The sequence below is a fragment of the Curtobacterium sp. MCLR17_034 genome (genome assembly GCF_003234485.1).
GTDB classification, from domain to species: Bacteria; Actinomycetota; Actinomycetes; order Actinomycetales; family Microbacteriaceae; genus Curtobacterium; species Curtobacterium flaccumfaciens.
In genome coordinates this window covers 60,253-75,754 of sequence record NZ_QKTH01000018.1, presented here as the reverse complement: position 1 = coordinate 75,754, position 15,502 = coordinate 60,253, and the positions used below count along the sequence as shown (strand labels likewise).

Sequence of the window (15,502 nt, the reverse complement as noted above, 5' to 3'; positions counted from 1 at the left end):
GGCCTGGGCGGAGGAGATCCCGAACGCGGCACCGCCGAGGACGAGGGCGCCGGTCGTGGCGAGGGTGATGGAGGTCTTGAGGCTCTTACGCATCGTGATCAGTCCTTTGCTCTAGAGGCGCTCCGGCCGGTGGCCGAATGTGCACTGTGCACATACTGAGTACCGGCCAACTGTGACCGGAGAGCGCCCTGGGCTTTTGCCCTGTGCAAGTCATTCGGCGCCCCCGCCCGAACGGTTTGGGACGAGTTTCCTGAGGTGCCGCAACCCGGTGTTTCGTACCGTGTACCCATGGCTCCAGCACACATCTCCACCACCGACCGGCTCCGGGCGGTCGACGCCTGGTGGCGCGCCGCGAACTACCTGACGGTCGGGCAGATCTACCTGCTGGACAACCCGCTGCTCAGCCGGCCGATCGAACCCGACGACGTCAAGCCGCGGCTGCTCGGCCACTGGGGCACCTCCCCCGCACTGAACCTCGTGTACGCGCACTGCAACGCACTGATCACGGAGACCGGGCGCGAGTTCCTGTACATCTGCGGCCCGGGGCACGGCGGTCCGGCGATGAACGCGAACGCCTGGCTGGACGGCACGTGGAACGAGCTGTACCAGGACGTCGACCTGCAGCGGTTCTTCCGCCAGTTCTCGTTCCCCGGCGGCATCCCCTCCCACGCCGCCCCGGAGACCCCCGGCTCCATCAACGAGGGCGGTGAACTCGGCTACTCGCTGTCGCACGCCTACGGTGCGGCGCTCGACAACCCGGACCTCGTCGTCGCGTGCGTGGTCGGTGACGGTGAGGCCGAGACCGGTCCGCTCGCCGGTTCGTGGCAGGCGCACACGTTCCTCGACCCGGTCTCCGACGGTGCCGTGCTGCCGATCCTCAACCTCAACGGCTGGAAGATCGCGAACCCGACCGTCCTGGCCCGCATCCCCGACGAGGACCTCACCGCGTACTTCCGCGGGCTCGGCTACGACCCGATCGTGGTCGACTCCCGCCGCGTCGACGACGACCCGTACGCGGTCCACGCCCTGTTCGACGGTGCCCTGCGACGCGCCCTCGCCGGCATCGACGACATCCAGGCCGCTGCCCGCGCCCAGGCCGCCCGTGCCGCCGCGGGGCAGCCCGCCGGTGCCGCGGACCTGCGTCCGCGCTGGCCGATGATCGTCCTGCGCACCCCGAAGGGCTGGACCGGCCCGAAGGAGGTCGACGGCGAACAGGTCGAGGGGACCTTCCGCGCGCACCAGGTGCCGCTGCCCGCGGTGCGCGAGGACGACGGCCACCGTGCGCAGCTCGAGGAGTGGATGCGCTCGTACCGCCCCGAGGAGCTCTTCGACGAGGACGGCCACCCCGTCGGCATCATGACCACGATCCGTCCGACCGGCGACGAGCGGATGAGTGCCACTCCGCACGGCAACGGCGGACGGCTGCGGACCGCGCTCGACCGGCCGCCGCTCGAGCCGTACGCGGTCGAGGCCGGTTCCACGGCATCCGCCACGGGCACGCTCGGCCCCTGGCTCGCCGCACTCATCGAGAAGAACGCCTCGACCTTCCGGCTGTTCGGCCCGGACGAGACGATCTCGAACAAGCTCGACGCCGTCTTCGACGTGACCTCGCGCGTCTGGCGAGCCCAGCGCGCCGCAGGTGACGAGCACCTCGCCGCACGCGGACGGGTCACCGAGGTCCTGTCCGAGCACCTGCTCGAGGGGATGCTCGAGGGGTACGTGCTGTCCGGTCGGCACGGGATGCTCAACACCTACGAGGCGTTCGCCCACATCATCGACTCGATGGTCGGGCAGTACGCCAAGTGGTTGGAGTCGTCGACCGACATCGACTGGCGGGTGCCGGTGTCCAACCTGTCGCTCCTGCTCTCGTCGCACGTCTGGCGACAGGACCACAACGGGTTCTCCCACCAGGACCCCGGGTTCCTCGACGTCGTCGCGTCAAAGCAGCAGGACCTCGTCCGGATCAAGCTGCCGGCCGACGCCAACACGCTGCTCGCCGTCGCCGCGCACGCGATGGAGACCACGGACCGCATCGAGGTGATCGTCGCGGGCAAGCACCCGGAGCCGGTCTTCCTGTCCCTCGACGACGCGGTCGCGCACGCGCAGGCCGGACTCGGCGTGTGGGACTTCGCCGGCACGGAGCAGGCCGTCGGGAAGGTCGACGTCGTGCTCGCCTGCGCCGGTGACGTCCCCACGGTCGAGGCGATCGCCGCCACCGACATCATCCGGAAGCACGCTCCCGGCGTCGGGGTCCGCGTGCTCAACGTCGTCGACCTGCTGGCGCTCGGCGACCCGCGCAAGCACGAGCACCCGATCCCGGACGAGCAGTACGACGCGCTCTTCCTGCCCGGCACGCCCACGGTCTTCGCGTTCCACGGGTACCCCACCCTCGTGCACCAGCTGACGTACCGCCGGAACGGGCACGACGACCTGCACGTGCACGGGTTCCTCGAGCAGGGCACGACGACCTCACCGTTCGACATGCTCATGCGCAACGAGATGGACCGATTCGCCCTGGCCCACGACGCCCTGACACGGGTGGACGCCGAGGCGCACGCCGATCTGCTCACGAAGCTGTCCGAGGCGCGTGACGCCGCGCGGACGTTCGCGTACACGAAGGGCGAGGACCACCCGTCCCTCGCGGGCTGGGAGTTCGCGGGCTGGCCGCAGGACGAGCCCGCCAGCGGCGGGACCGGCGGCGACCCGGGTGCGGGCGAGACCGAGGCGGCCGCGCCCGGCAACTGACGCACTCCTCCACAGGCCTGGAGGCCCGGAGCGCCCTCCACAGGACCGGTCACGCCCGCCGCGTGGCCGGTTCCGTGCTGTCAGGGTTCCGGCATGGACATTGGCTGGATCAGCGCGCTCGTGTCGGTCACGAGCGCGTCCGTCGCGCTGGGTGCGCTCGTCGCCTCGGTGCTCGACGGGCGCGCAGGACGGCGAAATGCAGAGTTCTCGGCGCACCGCGACCTGTGGTGGCAGCGTTGGTCGTGGGTCGCCGACCGGGCGACCTCGGACGACGAAGGACAGCGCGCGGCCGCCGGTGTGATGTCCGCTGCGCTGGTGACCCGCAGTTGGACGACCGCGGACGACCGCTGGGTCGGCCAGGCACTCGACGACCTGACCGCAGCGACGATCGAAGGAGCGAACGATGATCTCGAAGCTGAGTGACAAGGACTTCAAGCGCTGGCTCGACGGACGTGAAATGACGACGCCCGCACTGCTGGCGGACCCGCACTACGGGCCCATGATGCGGGCGAAGGGCGCCGAGGAAGAGCTCCGTCAGGCGCGCATCGAATGGCGCGAACGCCAGGAGCGCGCACGGGCGCGGAAGCTCAAGTACGAGGCGTCCTTCGGCGAGAGCTGAACCGATGCCCTGCGAGCCTGCCACGCTGGGACCGTGACCGAACTCGTCATCCCGGCCCCGAACCTCCCGACTGTGCCCACGACGACGGGCGCGCGTTTCCCCGTCCGCCGTGTGTTCTGCGTCGGCCGGAACTACGCCGCGCACGCCCGCGAGATGGGCCACGACCCGGACCGCGAGCCGCCGTTCTTCTTCACCAAGCCGGCAGACGCGGTCGTGGTCGACGGGGCCGACACCCCGTACCCACCGCTGACGCAGCAACTGGAGCACGAGGTCGAGCTCGTCGTCGCGATCGGCACCGGCGGCACGGACATCGCAGTCGCCGACGCCCTCGCACACGTCTGGGGGTACGCCGTCGGGATCGACCTCACCCGCCGCGACCTGCAGGCCGAGGCGAAGCGACTCGGGCGCCCGTGGGACACGGCCAAGGGCTTCGACGCCTCGGCACCGATCGGCGTGCTCACCCCGGCGGCCGAGGTCGACCCGACCAGCGGCGCGATCGAGCTGACGGTGGACGGGGGACTCCGGCAGTCGGGCGACCTGACCGACCAGATCTGGTCGGTCGCCGAGACGATCGCGGCGCTGTCACGGTCCGTGGCGCTCGCGCCCGGCGACCTCGTGATGACCGGCACTCCTGACGGTGTCGGCGTGCTCGAACGCGGCGCCGTGCTCGTCGGCACGATCGCCGGCGTCGGCGAGGTCCGGACCCGGATCGTCTGAAGCACGTGTCGGCGATGTGTCGACGGGCTGGGAGCGTTCGCAGGCAGTACGGGTAAGTCTTGGGCATCGTCGCGGGTGGGGCCCGCGGCGGACACGGGGCGGCGCATCGCGACGGGGCGACGCGGACACCTCGGGACTGCCGGAGGTACGACCGTGCTGGAACACGACCTGCTCGCCACGTCCTGGACGTGGGCGGGCGACGAGAGCATCCGTGACCGCGTGCACGCCGTCGGCGCCGCCGGGTTCGCCGGCCTGTCGCTGTCCCTCGACGATCTGCACGAGGTCCGCGCGACGACGGGGTTCGCCGAGCTGCGCCGCATGCTCGACGCCGCCGGCATCGTCTGGGTCCAGCTCGGACCACTCGACCGGTGGTGGACGTGCACGAGCCGCACCCAGGACGAGGACGCCGACCGCGGGGTCGTGCTCGAGGCCGCGGCGACGCTGAGCGCCTGGCAGGTGGTGGCGCGCGCCGACACCTCGTTGCCCGGAGCCTCCCCCGCGACGATGGCCGACGACTGGGTCGTGCTCGCCGACCAGGCCGAGGCGGTCGGAGCGCAGCTCGTGCTCGAACCGGAACCGTGGTCGAACCTGCCCACGATCGAACGGGCCTCCCGCTTCGTCGCCGCTGCCGGACACCCCAACGGCGGCCTGCTCATCGACGCCATGCACGCGCTCCGCGGCGGTTCCACGCTCGCGTCGATCCGGCAGGGCGTCGCACCGGGGGTCCTCGCAGCCGTCGAGCTGAGCGACGGGCTGCTGCACACCCCGAGCGGGATGACCCTCGCCGAGGAGTCCCGGACGGCACGGTACCTGCCCGGTGCCGGAGCGTGGGACCTGCCCGGCTTCGTGCGGACCGTGCGCGAGCTCGGGTTCGACGAGCCGTGGGGCGTCGAGGTCCGGACCCCGGCGCACCGGGCGATGCCCGTGCGCGATGCGCTCCGGACAGCTGTCGCCGCCACCCGTGCGGTGCTCGACGCCGCCGACGCGTTCGGCGCCCCGGCCGCTCCGGCGATGCCCTCGACACCCGCACCGACGTCCGCGGTGGACTTCGAGCCCCCGCACACCGGCCGGCACGACCCGACGCACGGTGCCCGCCGTCGGGACGCCGACACAGGGACGCCCGCGTAGGTTGCTGGCATGACCGATCAGGCAGCACACGACGACGACCTGCTCCGCCGTTCCCAGGAGTCCATCGACGAGGCCAAGGCCGCCGCGGCCGAGGTGGTCGAACCGGAAGAGGACGAGCTCATCGAAGAGGACGCACCCGTGGCCGACCACGCGGTGCCCACCGACGGCCCTGCGCCCGCGGCCTGACCCGGTACTGATCCGACAGGATCCCCCGCACGGACGAGATCGCCGGGCGACCATCGAGGTCGCTCGGCGATTTCTCTGCGCCCGCGTGACGAAACGCTCACTCGGCACGTCTCACCAGTGGACCCACCGAGTGTCGTTTCGGCGAGCCCGGTGCGGGGCTTCGTGGTCGGTCTCCCTGAACCGGCTGGTCACGTGCCTCGGCGACGGTCCGTGCGCTCCCTGATCCAGCGTGCGGGCCGTCGGGTCTGTCGGGCCCGTCGAGCGGTCAGGCGTTCAGGGTTCCCCCGTCAGTCGTCGTCTTCGTCAGTCGTCGTCCTCGTCGGCGAGGAAGTCCGCGTACCGGACCTCGGTCTCCGTGGCGCCGCTGCCCGGTTCGACGGTCCGCTGCGACAGGTCGTCCCCCGTGATCGCGACGCGTTCTGCGGCCGTGTAGGGCGGCAGGTACTTGCTCGAGTTCATCATCGAAGCCCCCTTCGTCCCGGCGAACGTAACAGCCGATGGCCGATCGTGGCCAGCGGGGCCGATACTGTCCCCCGCCCGGGCACGGTACGGGGGACGGATGTTCGCCAGCGGCGGACCCCATGCGCACGCATGCGGAGCCGAGGCCGGAGCGCGGGTCAGGTCTCCCGCACGACGTCGTCCGGGTCCTTGTCCACGCGCCACCCACGCCACGACGGCTGGCGGAGCCGTCCGTCGCCGGTCCACTCGGCGAACTCGACCTCGCCGACGCGCTTCGGCGTGACCCAATGCGCATCCCGAGCGTCAGGTCGTGGGACGTCGACGAACGGCGGGGTCTTCCGTTCCAGCGGTGCGAGGACACCGGCGATCTCGTCGAGGTCACGGTCACGGAACCCGGTGCCGACCTTGCCGACGTACTCCAGCCCGTCGGGGCCGGGCACCCCGAGCAACAGCGACCCGATCCCGCCGGCACGCCGACCGCTGCCCGGTTTCCAGCCGCCGACGACGACTTCCTGCGTGGCGTGGTGCTTGAGCTTCAGCCAGGCCTCGGACCGCCGACCCTCGGCGTACTTCGACGACCGCTTCTTCGCGACCACGCCCTCGAGTCCCTGCTCGCGCGATGCCGCAAGCACCGCGTCGAGGTCACCCTGTACCGCCGGCGGCACGTCGATCGCGCCGCCGGGGTCCACGACCGTCTCGAGTGCCTGCCGCCGGGCGTCGTAGCCGAGCCGCGTGAGCTCGTGCCCGTCCGCCTCGAGCACGTCGAACAGCAGGAACCGCACGGGCGTCGTCTCCTGCGCGCTCCGGACCTCGCGTGCCTTCGTCAGGCCCATGCGGTTCTGGAGCAGCTGGAACGAGGGTCGGCCACGATCGTCGACGGCCACGATCTCACCGTCGAACACGCCGTCCACGCCGGCCCGCTCGCCCAGTTCCTGCAGCTCGGGGTACTGGGCCGTCAGGTCGTTGTCGTTGCGGCTGCGCAGGGTCACCGACCCGTCGCGGACCGTCGCCAGCGCGCGCACCCCGTCCCACTTCATCTCGAAGGCCCAGTCGGCCGGGTCCAGCCGGGGCGCCCCCTTGGCCAGGGTCGCCTGCATCGTCCGGCGCTCCGACGGTGGGGTCTCGGCGTCCGCGGTCCCGCTGATCCGTCGCTGCCCGGCGCGGTGCGCATCGCCGTGGCCGTCCGACGGCCGCTCCGACCGTCGCGCCACCGTCGGCCCGGCAGAGCCGCTGCCGTCCGCCAGCCGTTCGGGTTGTTCCTTCGTGCGGTGGATGAGCCAGTTCTTCTCGTCCCCGCCGCCACGGCCGCGGGTGTGGAGCAGCGCGAGGCGGCGAGCGCCGCCGGCCCGACCGTGCAGGGTGACGATGACCTCCTGCCCCTCGCGCCACTTCTCGAGTTCGTAGGTGCCGTCGTCCCAGATGGTGACCGTGCCGCCGCCGTACTCGTCCTTCGGGATCGTGCCCTCGAACGACCCGTACTCGAGCGGGTGGTCCTCGGTCTGCACGGCCAGGTGGTTCTTGCCCGGGTCGGTCGGCTCGCCCTTCGGCAGGGCCCAGCTCACCAGCACCCCGTCGTGCTCGAGCCGGAAGTCGTAGTGGTCGCGGGTGGCGTGGTGCTCCTGGATGACGAAGGTCGGTGTGCCGTCCTTCCGCACCGTGGGAGCGCCCTCGGGCACGGGCTCCGGCGTCTTCGAGGCGTCCCGCTTCGCCCGGTAGGCGGCGAGCCGGTCACGTGCGGGCTGCTCGGCATCGTTCGCCCGCTCGGTCCGGTCGCTGTCCCAGTGACCGTGGTCGTCGCGTCCGACGGCCAGCGAGGCGGAGGCGACCGGGTGCAGGAAGTCCCCACGGGCCTCCAGGCGTTCGAGGACCTCGTCCAACGTGAGCTGCGCGAGCCCGCGTTCCTCGAGTTCCTTCCAGGTGCGGGGCGCCGCGACCGTCGGCCGCTCGCGGCCGCGCAGCGAGTACGGGGCGATGGTCGTCTTGTTGCCGTTGTTCTGCGACCAGTCGACGAAGACCTTGCCCTTCCGCTCGGCACGGCTCATCGACGACAGCACTAGGTCCGGCAGGTCCGTCTCGAGGGCCTTGGCCAGCTCGTGGGCGACGTCGGAGACCTGTGCGGTCGTCGCCTTGCCGTCGAGCGCCGCGTACAGGTGGATGCCCTTGGAACCGGACGTCACCGGGTACGGGTCGAGCCCCATGCCGTGCAGGATCTCGCGCGCGGCCACGGCGACCTCGACGCACTCGGGCAGCCCCACGCCGTCCCCCGGGTCGAGGTCGAGGACGAGCCGGTCCGGGTTCTGCTGCGCGCCGCGTGGGCCGAACCGCCACTGCGGGACGTGCAGTTCGAGCGCGGCCTGCTGCGCCATCCACACCAGGGTCGGCAGGTCGTCGACGATCGGGTACTCGTTGTCATGTTCCGAGTGGTGGATGGTGTGGTGCCGCACCCAGTCGGGTGCCGAGTCGGGCAGGTTCTTCTCGAAGAAGACCTTGCCCTCGACACCGTTGGCCCAGCGCTTCCGGGTCACCGGTCGGTCCTTGACGTGCGGGATCATCCACGGCGCGACCCGCTCGTAGTACTCGATCACCCGACCCTTCGTGGTGCCGGTCTCGGGGTAGAGCACCTTGTCGGTGTTCGTGAGCGCGAGCCGCCGGTCCCCGACCAGGACGACGGTCTTGCGCGAGGCGGGACTCACAGCGCCACCCCGGTCGCTCCCGCCACCGTCAGGGTCGTGCCGGACGTGTACGACGACTCGGGCCCCGCCAGGTAGACGTAGGCGCTGCCGAGCTCGACGGGTTGGGCGGGACGGCCGAAGGGGGTGTCCTGGCCGTACGCCGCGATCTCGTCGCCCGGGTAGCTGATCGGCTGCAGGGGCGTCCACACCGGCCCGGGCACCACCGTGTTGGCCCGGATGCCCTTGCTGGCGAGCTGCCGCGCGAGCCCGTTCGTGTAGGTGATGATCGCGGCCTTCGTCGCGGCGTAGTCGATCATGCGGTCCTGGGGCTGGTAGGCAGACACCGAGCTGGTCGTGACGATCGAGCTGCCCGGCGCCATGTGCGGGACCGCAGCACGGACGAGCCAGAACAGCGAGTACAGGTTGACCTTCATCGTGCGGTCGAAGTCCTCGGTGCTCTGCACGGTGACGTCCTCGTGCACCTGCTGGTGGCCCGCGACCAGCACGAGCGCGTCCAGGCCACCGAGCTCGCTGACGGCGTCCTGCACCAGGATGTCGCAGAAGGCCTCGTCCGTCAGGTCGCCGGGCAGCAGCACCACCTTGCGCCCGAGGTCACCGATGACGTCGCGGACCTGTTCGAGGTCCTCGCGTTCCTCGGGCAGGGCGTTCAGGGCGACGTCGGCCCCTTCCTTCGCCATCGCGATCGCCGCGGCGCGCCCGATGCCGGAGTCCGCGCCCGTGACGAGCACCCGGTACCCGCGCATCCGCCCGGTGCCCAGGTAGCTCGTCTCGCCGTGGTCGGGGGCGGGGTCCATCGCACTCGCCAGCCCGGACCCCTGCTGGGTCTGCGCGGGGAACGGCGGACGGGGGAACTGGTCGCGCGGGTCCTGCTTGTCGAGCTGGCTCATGGGCCCATCGTGCTCGCGCCGGCCTCGCGGCGGTCCAGCGAACCGGACATCCGTGGAACGATCCCCCGGACGGCGGACCTGTGGAGGAACCGACGGCTCCGGGCACGCACGCGTGCGGGCGGGCATCATGTGCGCATGAGGTCGATCTGGAAGGGCTCCATCGCGTTCGGGCTCGTCAACGTGCCCATCAAGGTCTACGCGGCCACCGAGACGCACGACGTGTCCCTGCACCAGGTCCACGACGACGACAAGGGCCGCATCCGGTACAAGCGGGTGTGCGAGTTCGGCCACGAGGTCGAGTACGCGGACATCCAGCGTGCCTACGACGACGGTGACAAGACCGTGGTGCTCACCGCGGACGACTTCAAGCAGCTCCCCGAGGAGCAGTCGCACGAGGTCGAGGTGCTCGAGTTCGTGCCCGTCGACCAGGTCGACCCGATGATGTTCGAGAAGACCTACTACCTCGAGCCCGACTCGCGCTCGCCGAAGGCGTACGTGCTGCTGCGCGAGACCCTGGCGAAGACCGACCGCCTGGCGATCGTGCAGTTCACCCTGCGGCAGAAGACGCGGCTCGGGGTGCTCCGGGTGCACGACGAGGTCATCCTGCTGCAGGGGCTGCTCTGGGGCGACGAGGTCCGCGCCGCCGACTTCAAGACCCTCGACACGACGGTGAAGGTCAGCGCCAACGAGCTGAAGATGTCGTCCTCGCTCGTCGAGAGCATGTCCACCGACTTCGACCCCGACCGCTACACCGACTCCTACCAGGAGGAACTGCAGCAGCTGATCGACGCCAAGCTCGAGGCGGGCGACGACATCGACACCGAGAAGACCTTCGGCGCGCAGGACGACGAGGACGACGACGACGAGGGCGGTGACGTGCTCGACCTGATGGCCGCCCTGCGTGCGTCCGTCGACAAGAAGCGGACAGGAGGCTCGGGGTCGCGTTCGTCGTCGACCGCACGCTCGTCGTCGGGTTCCGCCTCGGGCACGTCCGGCTCGGGCACGTCCGGCTCCGGCAGGAAGGCGCCGGCGAAGAAGGCGCCCGCGAAGAAGGCTGCGGAGAGCACGGCCGAGAAGGCTCCCGCGAAGTCGGCGCCGAAGAAGGCACCGGCCAAGAAGGCACCGGCCAAGAAGGCGCCAGCCAAGAAGCCCGCCGCCAAGAAGCAGGCGAGCTGACCGCTCCCGGGTCAGGCCGCGGTCGACCCGCCGCCCGCCAGCCGCTCGAGCGTGGTGAACACCCCGGCGTACTGCTGGCGGAGCGCTGGCCACCCGGCGCCGGTGTCGATCGACTCCGGGTCCTCGACGGGCACCGCGTACCCGTACTGCGCCCGCGGGACCGGGTCACCCGGCAACCGGAGCTCCTGGGTGAACGCACCGCTCGCGGCCTCGAAGGTCAGGGTGTGCGATGCGATGTTCCGGCCCCAGTCCGCGGACGGCCACGACATGAACGCGACGTGCCGCATCCCCTCGGCGGGATCGGTCGCCGAGACGTAGCAGCCGTGGTGGTCCTCACCCGGGGACAGGATCGTGTACGTGCCGTTGTCCCGGTAGACGAGCAGGGCCTCGGCGAAGGGCTTCGGTGCGTACATCGCGGTGTAGCGCAGCGCGTGCACGAACTGCGGCCGGCCCAGCGGGACCGTCACGAGCGCGCTGCGGGCCGGCCCTTCGCTCGGTGGCGCCTCGCCCGGGGTCGACGCCGCTGCACCTGCCGGCAGGTGGGCGACGTAGAGCAGCTCGGCGTCCTCCGTGCCGGTGCTGCGGCCGTCGTGCACGATGCGCGGCTCCTCGACCAGGGCCTGCCCCGGCCCGACGACCCGAGTGGCCTCTTCGGTGACGTGCGTCAGCGCGCCGCGCACCACGAGACCCGTCTGGCGCGCGTCGTGCCGGTGCCAGCCGGTCGACGCACCCACCGGGAGCGTCAGCCGCCGCACCTCGTACGTGCCGCCGTCGGGCCCGTCGACGGTGGCGACGAGGGTGGTGGTGGGCTCGGGATCGGTCATCGGGGTCCTCTCGGTGGCGCGTTCGCCAGATGATCGTCTTGCACCCGCCTGGGACGGCGGTCGAAGGACGACGCGGATCCGTTCAGCCGACGTGCGAGGCACGTGTCACGAGCCGGAAACACGGGTCCGGGACACTGGTCGGATGACTCCACAAGAGCCTGGGAGCCTGCAGTCGTCATCCGAGACCGCAGGCCCGCCCGTCACCGTCTCCGTCACCCGCCTGGTCGAACCCGATCGCATCCCCGAGGTCACCCGCTGGGTGCAGTCCGGGGTGAACCTGGCGAACCGCTACCCCGGCTTCCTCGGCTCGGGGTGGGTGCGTTCCACCGCGCAGTCCCGCGAGTGGCACATGCTCTACCGGTTCGCCGACCACGACTCCCTGGCGACGTGGGAGAACTCCGACGACCGGCTGCGCTGGCTCGACCTGGGCCGTGACCTGGTGGTGGAGTCCCGCGTCGAGAAGCGCACCGGCATCGAGGGGTGGTTCGACGTCCCGCAGGACGCCCCGGCCTCGAGCGCTCCCCCGCGGTGGAAGCAGTCCGTGAGCATCTGGCTCGGCTTCTTCCCGGTGAACCTCGCGTTCACGTACCTGATGGCCTGGCTCGTCCCCGCGTTCGCGCACGTCGCGATCCTGCCCCGGGTGCTCATCACGACCGTCGTGCTCACGCCGATCATGACGTTCTGGGTGCTGCCGTTCGTGACGAAGCTGATCCGCCCGTGGCTGCTCGCTCCGCCGAGGCAGCGACGGCAGCAGGACCCGCAGCCACGCGGCTAGACCGACGGGCGCTACGGGGTCCCGAGCACCGACAACTGGTCGAGCCGCTCGAGGATGACGCCCTCGCGCAGCGCCCACGGGCAGATCTCGAGGGCCGGCAGGTCGAAGATGTCCAGGCACGCCTCGGCGACGAGCGCGCCCGGCACCACCTGGTGCGCCCGGCTCGGTGAGACACCGGGCAGCGCCGCGAGCTCGTCGACCGACATTGTCAGCAGCGCGGGCAGCTTCGACCGGAGCACGTCGCCGTCGAGCACCCGCGGCACGAGCGGACCGGCACCCGAGGGTGCCGCCCCGCAGATCCGCGCGATCGACCGGAAGGTCTTCGAGGTCGCCACGGCACGGTCCGGACGTCCGGCGCGGAGCAACTTGCCGGCGTCGCGGGCGATCTCGACCCGGATCTCGTGCCGGATGCGGCGGACGTCGTCCTCGGTCGGGGTGCCCGCGGCGAAGTAGGACCGAGCCAGGCGTGCGGCGCCGATCGGCATCGACCACGCGACGTCCGGCGCCTCATCGGCACCGCCGGCGATCTCGAGCGAGCCACCGCCGATGTCGAAGACCGCCAGGCGACCGGCGGACCAGCCGAACCAGCGACGCACGGCCAGGAACGTCAGCCGGGCCTCGTCGGAGCCGGACAGGACTGCCAGTTCGACCCCGGTGGAGGCCTCGACGTGGGCGAGCACGGCCTCGGAGTTGCCGGCGTCGCGCACCGCCGAGGTGGCGAACGCGAGCATGTCCTCGCAACCGCGTTCCTCGGCGACACGGACGGCGTCGGCGACGAAGGTGGTCAGGGCGTCGATCCCCTGCTGGGTCACCGCGCCCGAGTCGTCCAGGTGCTCGGCCAGCCGCAGCGGCTGCTTGAACGAGGACGCCGGCAGCGGCGCGGCGCCGCCGTGGGCGTCCACCACGAGCAGGTGGCCGGTGTTGGACCCGATGTCGAGGACTCCCACGCGCATGGGCTCAACGCTAGTGGGCCGAGCAGTCACGCCACGGCCGGGAGGCCCGTCCTACGCCCGCAGGAACGCCTCCAGCTCGGCGGTGGTCGGGTACGAGGCCTGTGCGCCCGGCTTGGTCGCGGCGTACGCCCCGACCCCCACCGCGAACCGAGCGGCGTCGACGAGGGCGTCCCCCGCCGCCAGACGCAGCGCCACCGCACCCATGAAGGCGTCGCCGCAGCCCGTGGTGTCCACCGGCTCGACCCGCACGGCGTCGATCGACACCGGGTCGGCACCCCCGTCGTGCACGACGCAGCCGGCACCACCACGGGTGACGATCGACCGGGCAACGCCGTGGTCACCGAGCGCCGCGGCCTCGTGCTCGTTCACCAGCAGGACGTCGGTCAGCTCGAGGAGCTCGGCCGGCACGGCGCCGAACGGCGACAGGTTCGTGAGCACCGTGACCCCGGCGGCGTGCGCGGCCCGGGCGGCGGCGAGGACGACGTCGATCGACACCTCGAGGCAGAGCCCCAGCACCGCGGCGTCGGCAAAGGCGTCGGTCGGCACATCGTCCGGCGTCAGCGTGCCGTTCGCCCCGGCGGAGATCACGATGGTGTTCTCGCCTGCGGCGTCGACCGTGATGACGGCGGTGCCGGTCGCGACGCCCTCCCGGATCGCGACGTGTGTCGTGTCGACCCCCGCAGCCGCGACGGAGTCGCGGAGCAGCGCACCGTTCCCGTCGTCGCCGACCGCACCGATCATGCGCACCGTGCCCCCGAGCCTCCCGGCAGCCACCGCCTGGTTGGCGGACTTGCCCCCGGGCAGGATCGCGAGGTCGGAGCCCTGCAGGGTCTCACCGGGCTGGGGGAAGCGCGCGGTGCGGACCACCAGGTCCGCGTTGAGCGACCCGACGACGACGATGCTCTCGGTCAACGGACGGTCTCCTTCTGCGGGGCGACGGACGTGGTCTCGGCACCCTCCGGACGGGGGATGAGGAACGAGATCGCGAGCGCGACGGTCGTGATCGCGGCCCCGAGCAGCATGCCACCGGAGTAGCCGGCGGTGCCCGCGGAACCGCCGACGCCGAGCGCGATCTGCAGCGCGGGCAGGACGGCGAAGCTGACCCCGGCGCCGAGGTTGAACGCACCGGCGTTCAGGCCGGGCAGGAACCCGGGGTTCGACTCCGGCGACAGCACGATGCCCAGGCCGTTCAGGATGATGTTCGCGATGCCGGCGTAGGTGATGCCGATCAGCACGGTCGCGGTGACCAGGACCGGCAGCGAGTGCACCCCGACGAGCGCCATCAGGACGGTCGAGACGATGCTGCCGATCAGGCCGAAGCGCAGGACAGCGCGGTACCCGATGGTCGGGGCGAGGCGCCCGGCGAAGGGTCCGACGATCCAGCCGACCAGCGCGTACGGGGTGAGGAACACGAGCGAGGCCAGGTCGGGCTCCATCCCGAAGCCGGCGTCACCGTTCTGCGCGAGCGAGGTGACCAGGCCGTTGACGACCGCGAACACACCCGTCATCGTCAGGAACGTCGTCGCGAGGAGCGCCCAGGTCGCCCGGCGCTGCAGGAACCGGGTCTCGACCAGGGGCTCCCGTACGCGCGACTCGACGGCCCAGAACACCGCGAAGGCGACGAGCGCGACGACGACGCCACCGACCACGAGCACGGGGTTCGCCGCGCCGAGCTTGCCGGCCTCGTTGAACGCCGTGAGCAGCGCACCGACGCTCACCACGAGGGGCACGACGCCGATCCAGTCCATCCGGGTGCCGGCCGAGGGCTTCGACTCGACGCCCCAGACCGCGACCAGGAGCAGGGCGAGGACGGTGACGACGGCGATGACCCAGAAGATCCCGCGGAACCCGAAGTTCGTCGCGATCCAGCCGCCGGCCAGGGCGTCGACACCCGCGATGCCACCGTTCACCGCGGTGAGCAGGCCGAGCGCGGCGCCGTAGCGCTTCGGGTCGCTGATCTCGTTGCGCAGGACGAGCAGGCAGATGGGGACGACCGGACCGGTGACGCCCTGGATGATGCGGCCGGCGAACAGCATCGGCACGTTCACCGCGAGCGCGGCGACGATGCTGCCGACGAGCATCACGGCGAGCATGCCGATCAGCACGCGCTTGCGGCCGACGATGTCGGACAGCCGCGGCAGGAAGAGCGAGAACAGCGCCGCGAGCGTGAAGTACAGGGTCTGCGACAGGCCGATGGTGGCGTCGTCGGTGTTGAGCTCGCGCGCCATCGTGACGAGGGCGGGGCTGAGCATGCTCGCGTTCAGCTGGAACGCGATGCACGCGGCGAGGAGCGCGGCCGTGAGGGCGCCGATCGACTTCTTCGTCGAGGTGGTGGTCATG

The 15,502-nt window shown here is 71.5% G+C and carries 15 protein-coding genes; 8 read left to right on the top strand and 7 right to left on the bottom strand.

Annotated features, from left to right (window positions below; genetic code table 11):
* Positions 1–288: 288 nt before the first annotated feature.
* The 6 genes from DEI98_RS15655 (at position 289) to DEI98_RS18775 (ending at position 5,395) form a co-directional block, all read left to right on the top strand.
* The gene (locus DEI98_RS15655; RefSeq protein ID WP_111047858.1) at positions 289–2,745 is read left to right on the top strand and encodes a phosphoketolase; all 2,457 of its coding nucleotides are present in this window, start codon (positions 289–291) and stop codon (positions 2,743–2,745) included.
* Positions 2,746–2,838: 93 nt separating this feature from the next.
* The gene (locus DEI98_RS15650; RefSeq protein ID WP_111094322.1) at positions 2,839–3,168 is read left to right on the top strand and encodes a hypothetical protein; all 330 of its coding nucleotides are present in this window, start codon (positions 2,839–2,841) and stop codon (positions 3,166–3,168) included.
* Positions 3,149–3,364 carry a hypothetical protein gene (locus DEI98_RS15645; RefSeq protein ID WP_110865597.1) on the top strand — a complete coding sequence of 72 codons (216 nt, stop codon included), beginning with the start codon at positions 3,149–3,151 and terminating at the stop codon, positions 3,362–3,364. Before DEI98_RS15650 ends, DEI98_RS15645 begins: the two co-directional genes overlap by 20 nt.
* 33 nt (positions 3,365–3,397) lie before the next feature.
* A complete protein-coding gene (locus DEI98_RS15640) occupies positions 3,398–4,081 on the top strand; it encodes a fumarylacetoacetate hydrolase family protein (RefSeq protein ID WP_111101248.1) in 684 nt (227 codons plus the stop codon).
* 153 nt (positions 4,082–4,234) lie between these two features.
* The gene (locus tag DEI98_RS15635; RefSeq protein ID WP_181438060.1) at positions 4,235–5,209 is read left to right on the top strand and encodes a sugar phosphate isomerase/epimerase; all 975 of its coding nucleotides are present in this window, start codon (positions 4,235–4,237) and stop codon (positions 5,207–5,209) included.
* 9 nt (positions 5,210–5,218) lie between these two features.
* Positions 5,219–5,395 (top strand): hypothetical protein, encoded by a 177-nt coding sequence (locus DEI98_RS18775; RefSeq protein WP_155896953.1) that lies wholly within the window; start codon positions 5,219–5,221, stop codon positions 5,393–5,395.
* Positions 5,396–5,698: 303 nt separating this feature from the next.
* Here DEI98_RS18775 and DEI98_RS18770 read toward each other — a convergent pair whose 3' ends face one another.
* The 3 genes from DEI98_RS18770 to DEI98_RS15625 all read right to left on the bottom strand — a co-directional run bounded on the left by DEI98_RS18770 (position 5,699) and on the right by DEI98_RS15625 (position 9,434).
* Positions 5,699–5,857, bottom strand: coding sequence for a hypothetical protein (locus DEI98_RS18770; RefSeq protein ID WP_181422773.1), 159 nt, complete (start codon positions 5,855–5,857; stop codon positions 5,699–5,701).
* A gap of 155 nt (positions 5,858–6,012) precedes the next feature.
* Positions 6,013–8,547: an ATP-dependent DNA ligase gene (locus tag DEI98_RS15630; RefSeq protein ID WP_111101246.1), complete on the bottom strand. Its 2,535-nt coding sequence runs from the start codon at positions 8,545–8,547 to the stop codon at positions 6,013–6,015.
* Positions 8,544–9,434 (bottom strand): SDR family oxidoreductase, encoded by an 891-nt coding sequence (locus DEI98_RS15625; protein ID WP_111101245.1) that lies wholly within the window; start codon positions 9,432–9,434, stop codon positions 8,544–8,546. The genes DEI98_RS15630 and DEI98_RS15625 overlap by 4 nt, the downstream gene beginning before the upstream one ends.
* Before the next feature lie 135 nt (positions 9,435–9,569).
* On the opposite strand from DEI98_RS15625, the gene DEI98_RS15620 reads away from it, so the two are divergent.
* The gene (locus tag DEI98_RS15620) at positions 9,570–10,610 is read left to right on the top strand and encodes a Ku protein (RefSeq protein WP_111101244.1); all 1,041 of its coding nucleotides are present in this window, start codon (positions 9,570–9,572) and stop codon (positions 10,608–10,610) included.
* An 11-nt stretch (positions 10,611–10,621) separates the two neighbouring features.
* On the opposite strand, the gene DEI98_RS15615 is transcribed toward DEI98_RS15620, so the two are convergent.
* Complete coding sequence (locus tag DEI98_RS15615) at positions 10,622–11,434, bottom strand: cupin domain-containing protein (protein WP_111101243.1); 813 nt, start codon at positions 11,432–11,434, stop codon at positions 10,622–10,624.
* Between the two features lie 142 nt (positions 11,435–11,576).
* Here DEI98_RS15615 and DEI98_RS15610 point away from each other — a divergent pair, with 142 nt between their 5' ends.
* A complete protein-coding gene (locus DEI98_RS15610) occupies positions 11,577–12,209 on the top strand; it encodes an antibiotic biosynthesis monooxygenase (protein ID WP_111101242.1) in 633 nt (210 codons plus the stop codon).
* 11 nt (positions 12,210–12,220) lie between these two features.
* Here the strand turns inward: DEI98_RS15610 and DEI98_RS15605 are convergent, their stop codons facing one another.
* The 3 genes from DEI98_RS15605 to DEI98_RS15595 are packed head-to-tail and all read right to left on the bottom strand — an operon-like array spanning position 12,221 to position 15,501.
* The gene (locus DEI98_RS15605) at positions 12,221–13,162 is read right to left on the bottom strand and encodes a Ppx/GppA phosphatase family protein (protein ID WP_111094329.1); all 942 of its coding nucleotides are present in this window, start codon (positions 13,160–13,162) and stop codon (positions 12,221–12,223) included.
* Between the two features lie 51 nt (positions 13,163–13,213).
* Positions 13,214–14,074: a ribokinase gene (locus tag DEI98_RS15600; protein ID WP_111101241.1), complete on the bottom strand. Its 861-nt coding sequence runs from the start codon at positions 14,072–14,074 to the stop codon at positions 13,214–13,216.
* On the bottom strand, positions 14,071–15,501 hold the full coding sequence (locus DEI98_RS15595; protein ID WP_110865607.1) for an MFS transporter: 1,431 nt from the start codon (positions 15,499–15,501) through the stop codon (positions 14,071–14,073). Before DEI98_RS15595 ends, DEI98_RS15600 begins: the two co-directional genes overlap by 4 nt.
* Between the last annotated feature and the right edge of the window lies 1 nt (position 15,502).

Bases quoted from the DNA above. Each gene is read 5' to 3' on its own strand.
- DEI98_RS15655 (WP_111047858.1), top strand. From the start codon at position 289: ATGGCTCCAGCACACATCTCCACCACCGACCGGCTCCGGGCGGTCGAC.
- DEI98_RS15650 (WP_111094322.1), top strand. From the start codon at position 2,839: ATGGACATTGGCTGGATCAGCGCGCTCGTGTCGGTCACGAGCGCGTCC.
- DEI98_RS15645 (WP_110865597.1), top strand. From the start codon at position 3,149: ATGATCTCGAAGCTGAGTGACAAGGACTTCAAGCGCTGGCTCGACGGA.
- DEI98_RS18775 (WP_155896953.1), top strand. From the start codon at position 5,219: ATGACCGATCAGGCAGCACACGACGACGACCTGCTCCGCCGTTCCCAG.
- DEI98_RS18770 (WP_181422773.1), bottom strand. From the start codon at position 5,857: ATGATGAACTCGAGCAAGTACCTGCCGCCCTACACGGCCGCAGAACGC.
- DEI98_RS15625 (WP_111101245.1), bottom strand. From the start codon at position 9,434: ATGAGCCAGCTCGACAAGCAGGACCCGCGCGACCAGTTCCCCCGTCCG.
- DEI98_RS15620 (WP_111101244.1), top strand. From the start codon at position 9,570: ATGAGGTCGATCTGGAAGGGCTCCATCGCGTTCGGGCTCGTCAACGTG.
- DEI98_RS15615 (WP_111101243.1), bottom strand. From the start codon at position 11,434: ATGACCGATCCCGAGCCCACCACCACCCTCGTCGCCACCGTCGACGGG.
- DEI98_RS15610 (WP_111101242.1), top strand. From the start codon at position 11,577: ATGACTCCACAAGAGCCTGGGAGCCTGCAGTCGTCATCCGAGACCGCA.
- DEI98_RS15605 (WP_111094329.1), bottom strand. From the start codon at position 13,162: ATGCGCGTGGGAGTCCTCGACATCGGGTCCAACACCGGCCACCTGCTC.
- DEI98_RS15595 (WP_110865607.1), bottom strand. From the start codon at position 15,501: ATGACCACCACCTCGACGAAGAAGTCGATCGGCGCCCTCACGGCCGCG.